This window comes from Allobosea sp. 01N443, assembly GCF_056399325.1.
The window spans coordinates 1-14,552 of the sequence record NZ_JBFTRC010000112.1; the positions used below are offsets into that span (position 1 = coordinate 1).

Annotated in this window: 14 protein-coding genes, 1 pseudogene and 1 riboswitch; of the genes and pseudogenes, 6 read left to right on the forward strand and 9 right to left on the reverse strand. The window is 66.3% G+C overall.

Annotated features, from left to right (window positions below; genetic code table 11):
* From AC1DRP_RS23375 to thiO, 7 genes are all read right to left on the reverse strand, one after another.
* A partial coding sequence (locus tag AC1DRP_RS23375) for a helix-turn-helix domain-containing protein (RefSeq protein ID WP_476769699.1) occupies positions 1-269 on the reverse strand: 269 nt, incomplete at its 3' end.
* Between the two features lie 354 nt (positions 270-623).
* On the reverse strand, positions 624-1,001 hold the full coding sequence (locus AC1DRP_RS23380) for a nuclear transport factor 2 family protein (protein ID WP_476769700.1): 378 nt from the start codon (positions 999-1,001) through the stop codon (positions 624-626).
* Complete coding sequence (locus AC1DRP_RS23385; protein WP_441506914.1) at positions 998-1,540, reverse strand: P-loop NTPase family protein; 543 nt, start codon at positions 1,538-1,540, stop codon at positions 998-1,000. Before AC1DRP_RS23385 ends, AC1DRP_RS23380 begins: the two co-directional genes overlap by 4 nt.
* A gap of 32 nt (positions 1,541-1,572) precedes the next feature.
* Positions 1,573-2,208, reverse strand: a complete 636-nt coding sequence (locus AC1DRP_RS23390) for a thiamine phosphate synthase (RefSeq protein WP_476769701.1) — start codon at positions 2,206-2,208, stop codon at positions 1,573-1,575.
* Positions 2,205-2,981 (reverse strand): thiazole synthase, encoded by a 777-nt coding sequence (gene thiG / locus AC1DRP_RS23395; RefSeq protein ID WP_476769702.1) that lies wholly within the window; start codon positions 2,979-2,981, stop codon positions 2,205-2,207. Before thiG ends, AC1DRP_RS23390 begins: the two co-directional genes overlap by 4 nt.
* A 1-nt stretch (position 2,982) precedes the next feature.
* Positions 2,983-3,195, reverse strand: a complete 213-nt coding sequence (gene thiS / locus AC1DRP_RS23400; RefSeq protein ID WP_476769703.1) for a sulfur carrier protein ThiS — start codon at positions 3,193-3,195, stop codon at positions 2,983-2,985.
* Positions 3,192-4,382, reverse strand: a complete 1,191-nt coding sequence (thiO, locus tag AC1DRP_RS23405) for a glycine oxidase ThiO (RefSeq protein ID WP_476769704.1) — start codon at positions 4,380-4,382, stop codon at positions 3,192-3,194. The genes thiS and thiO overlap by 4 nt, the downstream gene beginning before the upstream one ends.
* Positions 4,383-4,439: 57 nt before the next feature.
* Positions 4,440-4,572, reverse strand: a riboswitch (TPP riboswitch).
* 324 nt (positions 4,573-4,896) lie between these two features.
* On the opposite strand from thiO, the gene AC1DRP_RS23410 reads away from it, so the two are divergent.
* Both AC1DRP_RS23410 and AC1DRP_RS23415 read left to right on the forward strand, forming a co-directional pair.
* The gene (locus AC1DRP_RS23410; protein ID WP_476769705.1) at positions 4,897-5,274 is read left to right on the forward strand and encodes a response regulator; all 378 of its coding nucleotides are present in this window, start codon (positions 4,897-4,899) and stop codon (positions 5,272-5,274) included.
* 268 nt (positions 5,275-5,542) lie between these two features.
* The gene (locus AC1DRP_RS23415; protein WP_441506919.1) at positions 5,543-5,893 is read left to right on the forward strand and encodes a hypothetical protein; all 351 of its coding nucleotides are present in this window, start codon (positions 5,543-5,545) and stop codon (positions 5,891-5,893) included.
* Between the two features lie 44 nt (positions 5,894-5,937).
* On the opposite strand, the gene AC1DRP_RS23420 is transcribed toward AC1DRP_RS23415, so the two are convergent.
* Positions 5,938-7,215, reverse strand: coding sequence for an MFS transporter (locus AC1DRP_RS23420; protein ID WP_476769706.1), 1,278 nt, complete (start codon positions 7,213-7,215; stop codon positions 5,938-5,940).
* A 212-nt stretch (positions 7,216-7,427) separates the two neighbouring features.
* A complete protein-coding gene (locus AC1DRP_RS23425) occupies positions 7,428-8,432 on the reverse strand; it encodes an ABC transporter transmembrane domain-containing protein (protein WP_441506921.1) in 1,005 nt (334 codons plus the stop codon).
* Positions 8,433-8,598: 166 nt separating this feature from the next.
* Between AC1DRP_RS23425 and AC1DRP_RS23430 the strand changes: the two are divergent.
* From AC1DRP_RS23430 to AC1DRP_RS23445, 4 genes and pseudogenes are all read left to right on the forward strand, one after another.
* Positions 8,599-9,412, forward strand: a pseudogene (locus AC1DRP_RS23430) (aminoglycoside phosphotransferase family protein).
* 354 nt (positions 9,413-9,766) lie between these two features.
* The gene (locus tag AC1DRP_RS23435; protein ID WP_476769707.1) at positions 9,767-10,339 is read left to right on the forward strand and encodes a TetR/AcrR family transcriptional regulator; all 573 of its coding nucleotides are present in this window, start codon (positions 9,767-9,769) and stop codon (positions 10,337-10,339) included.
* Positions 10,340-10,431: 92 nt separating this feature from the next.
* The gene (locus AC1DRP_RS23440; RefSeq protein ID WP_476769718.1) at positions 10,432-11,544 is read left to right on the forward strand and encodes an efflux RND transporter periplasmic adaptor subunit; all 1,113 of its coding nucleotides are present in this window, start codon (positions 10,432-10,434) and stop codon (positions 11,542-11,544) included.
* An 8-nt stretch (positions 11,545-11,552) separates the two neighbouring features.
* Positions 11,553-14,510 carry an efflux RND transporter permease subunit gene (locus AC1DRP_RS23445; RefSeq protein ID WP_476769708.1) on the forward strand — a complete coding sequence of 986 codons (2,958 nt, stop codon included), beginning with the start codon at positions 11,553-11,555 and terminating at the stop codon, positions 14,508-14,510.
* Positions 14,511-14,552: the final 42 nt, after the last annotated feature.

The window sequence follows — 14,552 nt, forward strand, 5'->3', positions numbered from 1 at the left end:
ACCGTGGTCGGCGGCAGCATGTTGACGCCGCGCTCGCGGGCGACTGATCTCAACTCGCGCGGCGCCATGCCGAAACGCTCCTTGAAGGTGCGGCTGAACTGCGCCTCGCTGCGGAAGCCGAAGGAAAATGCGATGGCGCCCAGCGTCTCGCCGGCGCGATCGTCGCCGTTGATCGCCTCGTAGCAACGCTGCAGCCGGCGTACCGCTTCCGCACCCGCAAGCATCTCCTCGCTCTGCGCGACGAACGCGGCCGCCTCATCGACAGTCATCAGCCGCCCTTGCCCGCTTTTTGCGTCGCCGGATCTGCTTCGCCGCACGCAGTATCAAGAGATTGCAGACGCGGCGTCAAGTACACCGAAATGTCCCACATTGGACTTCGTCAGCTTTGCTACGACGGTCCTCGGCGCGGCGAAACTGCCGGGGTTTCATGCGCGACCATCTGCACCGTGCCTTGCGCCGGATGACGGCCCGGATCGAGCACGCACTCGAACGGCGCCGGGCTTGAGGCCGGGCTCGGCGTGGTGATGGCGATTGCGATTGTCCCGCCCGGGCGCAGCGGGAGGGACGATCGCGGATCTGGGTCAACACCGCCGGGGCGGCTCAAGCCCCCCACGAAGCCCCCGTCAGGACGGCTGGCCAGCAGGCGTTCCCTGGTGAAAGACCATCTGCCAGCGGCCGTCGATGAACCGCCAGATCGAGCTTCGCAGCGTGTGCCGCTCTTCCCGGCCATGGGCGACACGAAAGCTCAGATAGGTCAGCAGGACCACGTCGTCGGCCAGGGATCGGAGAACGAAATCCCTGGCTGCCGGCACCTCGACCGTCTGGGCATTGCCCTCGGCAAAACTTCGGATCACCTCGGTCTTGTCATGGACGCCGCCGGAGCGGCAGAATTCGACAAAACCATCCGCCAGAAGCCGATCAAGGGCTTCCGGAGAGGTTCGAACCGACGGCTTGAACAGCTCTTCCTCCAGCCCCCTGATCAGGTCGAGATCCTGTTTCACCGTGCCCTCCCCGCGCCGCCCTGCCCGACCGATGTCGCATTCACGAATGCCGAGATCTGTCCGGCGTCGCGGAGATAGACCACCGGGACATTGGCGGCCGTCGCGACCCGCTCGCGCTCGATATGCGGTCGCTTGTCCCTATCGAAGGCCCAGACATATCGGAGGAAGCCGAGGAATTCCGCATCCAGCTTTTCGGTGCAGCCATCGGGGAGATCCGGCCGCGGCCGGTTCAGGATGCAGCGCCAGAGGACGCGGGCCAGGCAGGTCGTCCGCGGGGTGTCGAGCCAGATGACGATATCGGCGCGCGGCAGCCTCAGTTCGAAGGTCTGGCGGGAGTAGTTGCCCTCGCAGATCCAGGCATCGCCGGACACGGCGTCCCGCACGCGATCCCGAAAGAGCCCGGGCTCGGCCTTTGTCCAGCCGGCTTCCCAGAACAGGCGGTCGAGATGCACGACCGGCAGCGCAAGGCGCTTGCCCAGTGCTCGCGCGAGCGTCGACTTGCCGCTGCCGGCATTCCCCAGGATCACGATCCGTCGCATCGGCGCAGGCCATTCCTCTCGTTTCGACCTGCTCATACACCAGCGCGTGGACTCATCAGCGCGCAGGCGCGAAGGCTGCGAATGGTCGTGGCCGTATCCACGGCTCGCATCACCTMCCCCATCACTGCAACGCCCACAGCACCAGCCTCGATGCAGAGTGGCGCGCGGTCGCAGGTGATGCCGCCAAGGGCCACGACCGGCAGCCCGATCGCTGCCCAGCGCCGCAGCACGGTCAGGCCCAGGGCCGGGCCATAGCCGGGCTTGCTCGCCGTCGTGAAGATCGGGCTTACCGTGACATAATCGGCGCCTGCCGCTGCTGCCGCCCGGACATCGGCCTCGTCATGCGCGGAAACGCCGATCAGCGCGGAGACGCCGAGCACGGCGCGGGCCGCGGAGATCGCCCCAGCCGATTGCAGATGGACGCCCCGTGCCCCGACCCGGGCGGCGAGATCAACATCACCGCCGATCGTCAGAACCGCATCCGCCATGCTCACGAGCTCATGCAGCTGCTGCGCCAGGCTGCGGCGTTCCGGCTGATCGAGATCGCGATCGCGCAGCCAGATCCAGCGTGCCCCGCCGGCGAGCGCCGCAGAGACAAGCTGCGGCAAAGGCTTCACGGCCTGATGCCGGTCGGTGACGACGAGCAGCCGGTCGGGCAGCCTGTTCACGACCCCACAAGCCCGAGCTGCGGGCTGGACGGCTGAGCCCGCCCACRCCGCGGAATGCGCCCCGCCAAGCGGGCGTTCCAGCCGGCCTCGACGGCGTGACGCATGGCGAGTGCCATTCGCACCGGATCATCGGCCTTGGCGACGGCGGTGTTGAGCAGAACCCCGCTCGCGCCGCATTCCATGGCGATCACCGCGTCGGAGGCCGTGCCGATGCCGGCATCAACGATCACGGGCACGGGCGAGCGGGCACAGATCAGCTCGAGATTGGCCGGATTGGCGACGCCCATGCCCGAGCCGATCAGCGACCCCATCGGCATCACGGCGGCGGCCCCGAGATCAGCCAGGCGAGCGCAAATCACCGGATCGTCGTTGCAATAGGGCAGGACGACGAAGCCCTTGTCGACGAGCTGGCGCGTCGCCTCCAGCAGCTCACCGACATCGGGATAGAGCGTCTCGCGATCGCCGATCACCTCGAGCTTGATCCAGTTGGTGCCAAGCGCCTCGCGTGCAAGCTCGGCGGTGAGGATGGCGTCGCGCGCGGTTTCGCAGCCTGCCGTGTTGGGCAGGAAGCGGCGGCCGGCAAGCAGGCGCACCGTGTCGGAGCCATGGCCCTGCAGCGAAATGCGACGCAGGGAGAGCGTGACAAGATCCGAACCGCTGGCCTCGATGGCATCGACCATGATGCGCTGGCTCGGATAGCCGGCCGTGCCAATGAGGAGCCGCGACGACAATGCCGTGCCCGCCATGGTGAGGGCCTCGATCGGAGTGCTCATGTCAGCCCCCTGCGAAGGCACGGATGATTTCGACGCGGTCGTTGCGCGACAGAGGCGTCTGCGCCCAGTCGACCTGCCGGACCACGGTGCCATTGAGCGCGATCGCGAAGCCCTGCGGACCCGGCAAGTCCATCTCGGCCGTCTCCTCCTGCCAAAKCGCCGCCAGATTCTCCGCTGCGCTATCGCGGTCCTTGCCATTGATGATGAGTTTCATGAGGTTGCCTCCAGACAGGGGGTGAAGCGCGCCTGGCCGAATGACGCGGCCGGACCCGTGATGCGATTCTCGACGAGGAGTTGCTCGATCGCGGCTGCCGTGACGGGGGCGAGCAGATAGCCGTTGCGGTGATGGCCGGTCGCAACGAGCAGGCCCGCTATCCCCGTCTCACCAAGGATCGGCGCATCGTCGATCGAGGTCGGGCGGAAGCCGGACCAGATCGCCTCGACCGGCATCTCCTCGATCGAGGGCAGTGCGCGCCGGGCGCCGTCGAGCAGGGCATAGACGCCGCCAGCGGTCACGCTGTCGTCGAAGCCGCGTTCTTCCATGGTGGCGCCGACGAGGAGAGTGCCGTCGCTCTTGGGAGCGAGATGCACCTGCTCGGTCCAGACGACACGCGCGAGCGTGCCGGTCTCGGGCGTGCTGCGCAGGGCGAGTGACTGACCCTTGAGCGGGCGGACGGGGATGTCGAGCCCCTGAAATCGGGTCCAGGCGCCGGCGGCCGCAATCACGATCGGGGCCTTGCAGAGCCCGCGCGGCGTCGAGACGCCGAGAGCGCGGCCGCCGGCCAGCTCCGGCTCGGCCTCGCAGGCTTCGACCAGGTGCCCTCCGGCCGCGAGACAGGAGCGTCGTAGCGCCGCCATGACGCGCGGCGGATCGACCTGATGGTCGGCCGGGCAGAGAATGCCGGCAACGACCGAGGGCCTCAGCCCGGGCTCGCGTTCGCGGCATTGCGCCCCGCTAAGCCATGCAGCCTCGACCTCGGCGCGCCGCTGCATGTCATGGCGGAAACGCAGGCGCTCGACCTCCTCACGCCCCAGCGCGACCAGCAGGACACCGTCCCGGCGATAGTCGACGCCGAGCCCGCTCTCGGCTTCGAGCTCGCGCGCAAAACCCGGCCAGAGCCTTTGGCTTTCGAGCGCCAGTGGCAGCTGCTCCTCGCCGCCCGGCTCCAGCTCGGCGGCCGCGGCCAGCATGCCGGTCGCGGCAAGGCTTGCCCCTTGCCCGATCGTGCCACGCTCGAAAACGGTCACATCGAGCCCGCGCCGGGCCAGCCGCCAGCCGATGGACAAACCGATCAGGCCGCCGCCAATGATGGCGATATCGGTGGCGGCCGGCGCCTCGCAGGCGACGGGCCCGGAAGCGTCGCCAGATCGGCGAAGGGTGGTGTGTGGCGGGCCTCGCATAGGCAAACTCCTCGCCCGCTCGGGGAAGGAGATCTGGCAGCCCTTCGGCTGCCGGCAAGTGCCGCGACGCTCCATCCCTCCGCCGGTATGAGCCGGATCAGGTTCGAAGGATTTCCGCGCGCCTCTCCGGGGAACACCCGGTCTGCCAGCGGTTTCTCAGCCCCTTGCCGGGGATCTCCTTGGATCCGCGCAGTCTGGAGCCGGGGCGGCAGCGAGGTCAAGGCCAATCAGACACGAACGCCGGGAGGACCCCGGCTGGCGGGCCAGGGGCCGGGAATCTTCGCCGGTCCAAGGCGCTGCTGAGGCACCTCGCCTGCCGCCATTCACCCGCGCTCCGCTTCCGCTGCCGGCACGCGCGGCCAGGCGGGCAGCTTCACGAGGGAGCGCTCCGCCGGCCATGCCAACAGCCTGCATTGTCCGTAGCGCCCAAAGCAGGCGCGACGGCGGAACGTTCCGGTCCATGAGCCGTTGGACCTCTACCGCCGCGACAAGAAGGCGGTTCAGGAGAAGCCCAGTGCCTACAGACGCGGAAAAGCCGGTTGTTCTCGTTGTCGACGACGAGCCGATCATCAGGATGTATGCGGCCTTGCTCGTCGAGGAGGCCGGTTACCTCGCCGTCGAGGCAGCGACCGCCGACGAGGCCCTGGCCATTCTCGAGCAACGCGACGATGTCCGCATCCTCTTCACCGATGTCGAGATGCCGGGCTCGCTGAACGGCCTGCAGCTGGTCGAGGTCGTGCGCGAGAAATGGCCGCCGATCGGGCTGATGGTGACCTCGGGCCATGTCCGGGTCGACCCTCAGAAATTGCCTGAGCGGGCCCGGTTCTTTCGAAAACCCTATACCGAGAGCGAGATCATCAGGACGCTGAAATCCTTGCCGGCCAGCGCCTAGGCGCGCCTGACCGAATGGGCGCGAAGGAAACGGCCGATCCCCGCGCCGGGGCGGGATCGGGGCAGAGCCCAGGAAACGGGCTTGAAACGGGCTTTCCGTGCCCGACGGAGGGCTTGCATCCTTCGTGATGGCGCCGACCGGATATCCCGAGATCTGCAACTCGCCCGCGCGCAAACCGGTGAGGCACTGCGCGCAACTCGTAAACCAGCTGGAGAACTGGTAGGATCGCAGGTGGGCGACGCTTTCCGATTGCTGGGCGGACACAGCCATGCGGAAGTTCGATTACTACGACACCGTGCTGGTACCGTGGTATTCGGAAGATGACTTTCCTGCCTTGCTGGACATGGTCGGCAAGGACCCCAGGATCCCCCGCTCCTATCCCGAATGGAAGCGCCAGTTCGCTGCCGCGACGGAGCTGCTTCTGGCCAAGGGCAAGACCGTCCAGATCATCACCGTTCGCCTCGCCGAGTATCTTGAGTGGCTGCAAAACACCCATCGCAGCAACACGGTGGCGGCACGCCTGCGCTATCTGAAATGGCTGGCCACGCAAAACGGCCAGAGGGCGACCGTCCTCCCCGTGCCGGCAAGGGTGCTGTCCGACGCAGGTGGCGAGGGCTAGCCGCACAGGGTTCGCCCCTGCCAGGTCCAAGGGGCCTGTCTCCGTCATGCGGTCGCGCCTGGCAGCGAGCGCCTTTGGCGCCCCCATAGGAAACAGGCAATGGCGGCTGCTTGCACCACGGCAGCGACCGCAAACAGCGCTGCCCCATCGAAGCTCGACAGTCCGGTTGGCGACAGCGTCCGCAGAGCGCCGAACACGGCCGGCGCAAAGGAATAACTTGCCTGTCCGATGGCAACGATCAGTGGAACGACGCGGGCAACGTCTGCCTTGCCGAATTCGACCTGTGCGATGAGCGGTGGCAGGGATGTGGCATTGCCAATCCCCGCACCGAACAGAATGACGCCCATGATCATCAGCGTTGCGTTGGCATCGCCCGCGATCAGGAAGGTCAATGACCCGCCGATCTGGACCGCATAGCTCGCGCAGGCGACGAGGCGGCGGTCCGCCGAGGCAGGCATGACGAGGCCGACCACCGTCCTGCCTGCGATCGCGGCGATCGTTGCGCCGCCCATGGCCAGCCCGGCATTTTGAGGCCCGATCGCCGGGACGAGCAGGGAGAACAGATGGGCGAGAAGGCCGATCTGGGCGAACAGACCCAACGCCATCCCTGCCGCCAGCGTCAGGAAACGACGGTCCCGCCACAGCGATCCCTTTGGCATGGCCGCCGCAGCCGAAGCGCTGACCGCAGCCGGACCTGCGTCTGGCCGAATGCCGTCAGGAAACTGGCTCAGTCGCTCGGGAGTCTTTGAAAACACAAAAATCGACAGGGAGAGAATAGCGGCGATCATCGTCACGCCGACCACGATCGCCGCCTTGAGAAAACCGATGGCGAGGATGAGAGCGACCCATAGAGGTGAGAAAATCACGCCGCCGATACTGGCTCCGTTATAGGCCATCGAGAGAGCCGCAGGGCGAGAACTCACGAACCAGGGGGAGATGATCGCATTGACGGCTGCGGCGCCCATCGCAACCCAGCCCACGCCGCTCAACAGAGCTGCGCAGAAGAGTTGCCACGGCTCGCTGGCCATCGCCCAGCCGACGACCCCGGCAGCAAGCAAGGCCGCCCCGAGAGCCGTCACCACGGGAACACTCAGGCTTCGATAGAGGCGCGGCAGATTGGCGATGACGACCGCTCCGACCAGAAAGTGCAGGGTGACAGCCGCTGAGACCAAGGCCACCGACCAGCCGGTCCGTTCGACGACGGTTTGCAGGTAGATCGGCGGCCCGTAGAAACCGACGCCCCACCCGAATGCCGCCAGAACAAAGGTCGCAGCGACGATATGCCAGCCGAAGAACGGTGGCTTCGCTGAAAGAGAGGACATGATGAAGCTCCTGACGCGGCTCAGGCGCTTATGGCAGCATCGGGCGGATAAATGCTTCGGTCCCGACCGTAGCATTCCCAAAAAAGCTTCGGCGATGATCCCGCCTGCAACACTGAGGCCGGACCATTCGACAGCCCTGGCGCTGATCCGGGAAACGGGTGAAGCCGTGGCAGCGCCCCTGCCCCGCGYGGAAAACCCGGCCTCGATCCGGCTCAGGTCTTGCCTTCGACCCAGCGTCCGATCATCTGGTACTGGACTTTCGCCTGCTGGTACTCGCGGTAGAAGTTGAGCAGGTCGCGCAAGGGACTGGAAAGGCGCTCCAGGCCCGAGATGAAGGCGACGACGGTGCCGATCGTCGTCTGCCCCTGGATCACCATCCAGCCCCCGACGATGAGAACCATCAGCGGACCGATGGCATTCGCGACGTTCAGCAAGGTCTTCAGCCCGTATTTGAGGACATAGAACCGGATTCGGTTGCGGAAGATCGCATGGATCGTGGCGGACTCCGTCGGAGTCGGCTTGGATTCTGGACCGCTCCGGGCCCCGCTCCCGCTCTGGGCGACGGTTTCGTCGCCGAGCTTGCGCACCAGCCCGACCTGCCGCTCGACGAGCGTGTTGAGGTCGGCCTGCATGTAAAGTGCGAGGAAGACCTGCGGCAACAGGAAGACCATGCTGATCAGCGCGATCAGCGGCTGGATGTACAGCATGTAGCCGAGGATCACGCAAAGGAAGGTCAGGTTGACGACGAATTCCGAGATGCCGACCCCGACGAAGCCGCCGACACCGTCGATTTCCCGGCCGATGACATTGACCGTCTGCCCGCTCGTGTTCCCGTCGGACGATGCCCTCTCGGTGGCAACGACCGTCAAGTGGTCGCGCGACTTTTTCACGACGCTTTCGCTGACCCAGCCCTGATAGACCAGAAGCGCATATTTCAACGCCGCCTGGAGCAGGACGATGGCGAGATAGAGCGCCCCCAGGAAAAGCAAGGTCCGGACGTCCCGGTTGGCGATCGCCACATCCACGATCCGCCGTTGGAGATCGATCGGCGCGAAGTTGAGCAGCGCCACCGCCATCGCGATCAGGCCGACATAGAACTGATGGGCGCCGCTGGCGCGCCAGACAAAACTGCTCAGCGTCTGGTCGGACGCGATCGCCGGGGCCGACGTCTCGCTTGGCCTGATCCGCCTGAGAAGCGGGAGGAAGATGCTGCTCACGGAAGGGACCTTGTCGACGCCTGGACGGGGGGCAACGAACGGCCCGGCAGACAAGTTCCCCGCTTCAGGGATTTGTCACATCATGCGCTTGCCTGAACGAGGACATTCCAGGCCAGGCGGCTGCCTTGCATCACCCGCAACCCTCCGTTTGACACTGAAGAAGATCATGGCGATCGAGAGCGACTTCACCCCTTACATTCGTCGTTGGGCGCTGGCTGAAGACGGCGAGCCGATCCTGACACGGACCAGCCGCCTCCTCCCGGTTCGTTGGAACGGCGAGCCGGCCCATGCTGAAGATCGCGACGGTGCCTGAGGAAAAGCGGGGTGYGGGCCTCCTGATCTGGTGGAATGGGATCGGGGCTGCTCGCGTCATTGAACACCACGATGATGCGATCCTGCTCGAACGCGCGACCGGCAACCGCTCGCTCGCTGCGATGGCGGAGCATGGAAGGGATGATGAAGCGAGCGTCGTGCTCTGCAGGGCCGTTGCCGAGCTTCACAAGCCGCGTGCAGCGCCTCCATCGAATCTTGTCCCGCTCTCCGACTGGTTTCGGGCGCTCCATGCTGCACCTCAGGGCGGGATCTTCGTCCGATGCGCCGAGGCCGCACGCATGCTTCTGGCCGATCCGCGCGATGTCGTCCCGCTGCATGGCGACATTCATCACGCGAACATCCTTGATTTCGCAGAACGAGGCTGGCTCGCAATCGATCCCAAGGGCCTGCGAGGCGAACGCGGCTTCGATTACGCCAATCTCTTCTGCAATCCGGATCATCCGGTCGCCACGGCGCGTGGTCGCCTCGCCCGACAGGTGGACGTCGTCGCTCATGCCGCACAGCTGGAACGCGGCCGCTTGCTTCGCTGGATTCTCGCCTGGGCGGGGCTTTCGGCGGTCTGGCTCATCGAGGATGGGGAAACCGAACATATCGCGCCCACCCTTCGCGTCGCGGAGATCGCCGCGGCGGAAATCGACAAGGGTTGATTTTCCAACTCGGTGCCGCTCAGGCGGGTCGGCAAGCGGGTTGGCGGAAACCACCTTTCGTGCAGCCATCGGCACGGGCCACTGGCCGCCGATGATCAGTGCCATTCAGCGATCAAACTGACACGCGAGCCAATCGGCAACGATCGGGCAATCCAAGTGTTCTGATCAATGGGACTGGCCCGCCGCAGGGGCGATGGACGGACCAGTCCCTCTCGCGCGTCAAAACGGGCCGCGCGATACCCTATTCCCGCCCCTCGCCTCCTCGGCGGAGAAGGATTGTTTTTCCGTACGAACGTTCGTATATAAATATCACAATGAGGCCGGGCGGTTTCCCGCCTTGGCCAGGAAATCGATATGGGCAGACACAGAAAGCACGATCCAGAAGAGGTCCTGAACGCGGCGGAGCGGGTCGTGCTCAGCCGCGGCGCGGCTGGCCTCTCGATCGATGCCGTCGCCAAGGAGGCTGGGATCGCAAAATCCAGCGTCCTCTATGACTACAAGTCCAAAGGCGCCGTGCTCGAGGCCCTCATCGGGCGGATCATCAAGGCCGACGACAAGAAGGTGGCCGCCGCCGTAGCGGCAGCCGTCGCGACCCCTAATCCCGAACTTTTCGGCAGGATCGAGGCCACCGCCGCGGGGCAGCCCTCCGAGGACGAACGCGCCATTGCGATGGCGGTCAGCGCGGCGGCGTCCCACCAAGATGCCTTTCAGCGCAGCATGCGCGATTGGCTCTCCCGCGACCTCGATGCGATCCAGGCCGGGACCGACAAGCCCTTCGCGTCCCTGATGGCCTATCTCGCCCTCTTTGGGCTTTCCTCCATCGAATATCAGGGGTTCCGCGAGTTCGATCCGTCCGAACGCGCCGCCATCCTGAACGGCATCAAAAGCATTTTTGAACTCATCCCAGAAACTCCGGCTTCCCCATGAATTCCCAATCTGTTTTGCGTCCTTCCCGCCTGTCGAAGGTCGGGGAGCAATCCCTATTGCGCCGGTTTGGCGCCGTCGCGGTCATCCTGTCCATGACGGTGGCGGCAGCGAACGCCCAGGACCCGTCCCAGATGCCGCCGCCTGCCGTTGCCGTCCTTCAGGTCGAGCCGCGCGCGGTTCCGGTCGTCCGCGACCTGCCCGGCCGCATCGCCGCGACGCGCGTCGCCGAGGTCCGCGCCCGGGTCTCGGGCATTCTGCTGGAGCGCGTCTTCCAGCAGGGCACCCTCGTCAGGCAGGGGGACGTGCTCTACCGGATCGATCCCAAGCTCTTCGAGGTCAGGGTCGCGAGCGCGCAGGCCGCCCTTCAGAAGGCCAAGGCCCTCAAGGCCAATTCCGAGCAGCAGCTCGCGCGCCAGAAGACGCTGCGCGAGCGCGAAGTGGCGAGCGGGATCAATTTCGAGAACGCGGAACTGGCGCTCGCCCAGGCCAACGCGGATGTCGGGCTGGCCGAAGCCGCGCTGGCCGAGGCGAAGATCAACCTGGATTACACCCAGGTCCGGGCCCCCATCACCGGCATCATCGGGGCAGCCCTGGTCACCGAGGGCGCGCTCGTCACCGCCGACGCCACCCAACACCTGGCCTTGATCCAGCAGATCGACCCTGTCTACGCGGATTTCACGCAGTCGGCCCAGGAACTCCTGGCATTGAAGCGATCGGTCGACGCGGGCAAGCTCGCCAGCCCGGAGCCGGGCAAAGCCCGCGTCGAGCTGGTATTCGACGATGGCGCGACCTATGCGCAGGCCGGTTCCCTGCTGTTCGCCAGTGCCAGCGTCGACGCGACGACCGGCCAGGTGACGCTGCGTGCCGAGTTCCCGAACGCGAAGGGCGATCTGCTGCCCGGCATGTATGTCCGCGTCCGTCTCGAGCAGGCGGTCCGGGAGGGCGCGATCACCGTGCCGCAGCGCGCCGTCGTCCGCACGCAGGAGGGGCGAGCCCAGGTCTACGTGATCACGCCTGAGAATACCGCCGAGGCGCGCGACGTCGAGCTCGGGGAGGCGATCGACTCCGACTGGCTCGTCCTGTCCGGCCTCAAGGCCGGCGATAAGGTCGCCGTCGACGGCGTCCAGAAACTCCAGCCCGGCGCGAAACTGGCGCCCGAGCCCTGGTCGCCCGCGACCGATAGTGCCGGCTCCAAGAGCCGATAGGTCCTGACATGGCACAGTTCTTCATTCGGCGGCCGATCCTCGCCTGGGTCTTCGCGCTGTTCATCTGCATCGCCGGCGCGCTGGCCCTGCCCTTCCTGCCGATCGCGCAGTACCCCAAGGTCGCGCCGCCGCAGCTGACGATCTCGACCGCCTATCCCGGCGCCTCGCCCCAGGAGATCTACCAGGGCGTGACCCGCCTGATCGAGGAGGAGCTGAACGGCGTCGCCGGTCTGATCTATTTCGAGTCGACCTCGGATACCTCCGGTTCGGTCTCGATCAACGCGACCTTCCAGCCCGGCACCGATATCGATCAGGCTTCGGTCAAGGTCCAGAACGCGATCAAGCGGGTCGAGTCCCGGCTTCCGCGGGCGGTCACCACGCAGGGCGTTTCCGTCGAGGAGGCATCCGCGGGCTTCCTGATGATCGTCTCGCTGACCTCGCTGGACGGACAAATGGACGAGGTCGCGCTCGGCGACTACCTCAACCGCAATGTGCTCGGCGAGCTTCGGCGCATCGAGGGTGTCGGCCGGGCGCAGCTCTTCGCAGCCCAGCGCGCCATGCGCGTCTGGATCGACCCGGTGAAGATGGTCGGCCTGAAGCTGACCGCCGACGACATCACGGCCGCGATCAGCGCGCAGAACGCCCAGGTGGCGGCCGGCCAGATCGGCGCCGCGCCGAACCCGGTCGGTCAGGACCTGACCGCGACGGTGCTCGTCAAGGGTCAGCTCGCAAACACGGCCGAGTTCGGCGAGATCGTACTGCGCGCCAATGCCGACGGCAGCACCGTTCGGCTGCGCGACGTCGCGCGCATCGAGCTCGGCGCGGAGAACTACAATTTCAGCAGCCGTCTCAACGGCAAGCCGAGCGCGGCGGTCGGCATCCAGCTCTCGTCCACCGGCAACGCGGTCGCGACCTCGCAGGCGATCCGCGACAAGCTCGCCGAGCTTTCGCGGTTCTTCCCCAAGGGCGTCGAGCAGTCGATTCCCTACGATACCAGTCCCTTCGTCTCGGCCTCGATCAAGAAGGTGCTCTTCACGCTGCTGGAAGCAGTCGGGCTCGTCTTCATCGTGATGCTGATCTTCCTTCAGAACATCCGCTACACCGTGATCCCGACACTGGTCGTGCCGGTCGCGCTGCTGGGCACCTGCGCGGTCATGTTCGCGACCGGGTTCTCGATCAACGTGCTGACGATGTTTGCGATGGTGCTCGCCATCGGTATCCTCGTCGACGACGCCATCGTCGTCGTCGAGAATGTCGAGCGMATCATGGCCGAGGAAGGCCTGTCCCCGCGCGCGGCGACGCAGAAGGCCATGGGCCAGATCACCGGCGCGATCCTCGGCATCACGCTCGTGCTCGCCAGCGTCTTCATCCCGATGGCCTTCTTCCCCGGATCGACCGGCATCATCTACCGCCAGTTCAGCCTGACCATGGTCGTCTCGATCCTGTTCTCGGCCTTCCTCGCCTTGTCGCTGACGCCGGCTTTGTGCGCGACGTTCCTGAAGCCGATCGCCAAGGGACATCACGAGAAGAAGGGGCTCGGCGGCTGGTTCGACCGCTGCTTCGACCGGGTGACCGCGGGATATTCCCGCAGCGTCGTTAGCCTGGCGAAGYGGGCCGGTCGGGTCATGGTGGTCTATCTCGCGCAGGACTGGAGCGAGCGTGGCGCCGACAGCACGGCCCAGGCCGTGGCGGACCGCGCCAATGCCCAGCTGTTTGGCCTGAAGGACGCGACGACCTTTGCCCTGTCGCCGCCGCCGATCGAGGGTTTTGGCACGACGAACGGCTTTGCCTTCCGCCTCCAGGACCGCGCCGGCGCCGGCCAGCGGGCGCTCGCCACAGCGGCCGCTGACCTGCTGGCCCGCGCCGCCAAGAGCAACGTGGTCACGGGCCTGCGGATCGAGGGCATGCCGGACGCCGCGCAGCTTCTGCTCGTCATCGACCGCGAGAAGGCCAACACGTTCGGCGTCACCTTCACCGACATCAACACCACGATCACCGCCAATCTCGGCTCGTCCTATGTCAATGACCACCCCAACGCCGGACGCATGCAGCGGGTGATCGTCCAGGGGCGCGACCGCGACCGTCTCCAGGCTGAGGACCTGCTCAAGCTCAACGTTCGCAACGCGCAAGGCGGGATGGTTCCGCTGTCGTCCTTCGCGATCGCGCAGTGGCAGAAGGGCGCTCCGCAGATCGTGGGCTATAATGGCTATCCCACCGTCCGGATCACCGGCGAGCCGGCTCCCGGCCAGTCCTCGGGCGCGGCCATCGCCGAGATGGAGCGGCTCGTTGCCGAAGTGCCGGGCGGGTTCGGGTTCGAATGGACCGGGCAATCGCTGGAGGAGATCAAGTCCGGCTCGCAAGCGCCCATGCTGTTTGCGCTCAGCATCCTCTTCGTGTTCCTGCTGCTCGCCGGTCTCTACGAAAGCTGGTCGATCCCGCTCTCGGTGATGCTGGTCGTGCCGCTGGGCATCATTGGTTGCGTGCTCGCCGTCATGCTGAGGGGGATGCCCAACGACATCTACTTCAAGGTCGGGCTGATCGCGATCATCGGCCTCTCCGCCAAGAACGCGATCCTGATCGTCGAGTTCGCCAAGGACTACTATGCCGAGGGCCGGTCGCTGCTGGATTCGGCGGCGGATGCGGCGAAAGTGCGCTTCAGGCCGATCATCATGACCTCGCTTGCCTTCGCCCTCGGTGTCGTGCCGCTGGCGATCGCGACCGGCCCGAGCGCCGCCAGCCAGAACGCGCTCGGCACCGGCGTGCTGGGCGGCATGATCTCGGCGACCGTGCTCGCGATATTCTTCGTACCGGTCTTCTTYGTGTTCGTGCTCAGGCTGCTCAGGACCAGGCGGCCGGGCGACCAGCAGGAGGACGGCGACGCAGAGGCTCCCGCAACAGAGACGCCGGCCCGGTCCCAGGAGCCAGCCGGCGGGGCCGCGGTCACACCGGCACGTTCCTCTGCCTGACCTCCGAGCGAGGTCGCGCCCGGCTTCGGAGAGCCACGCCTG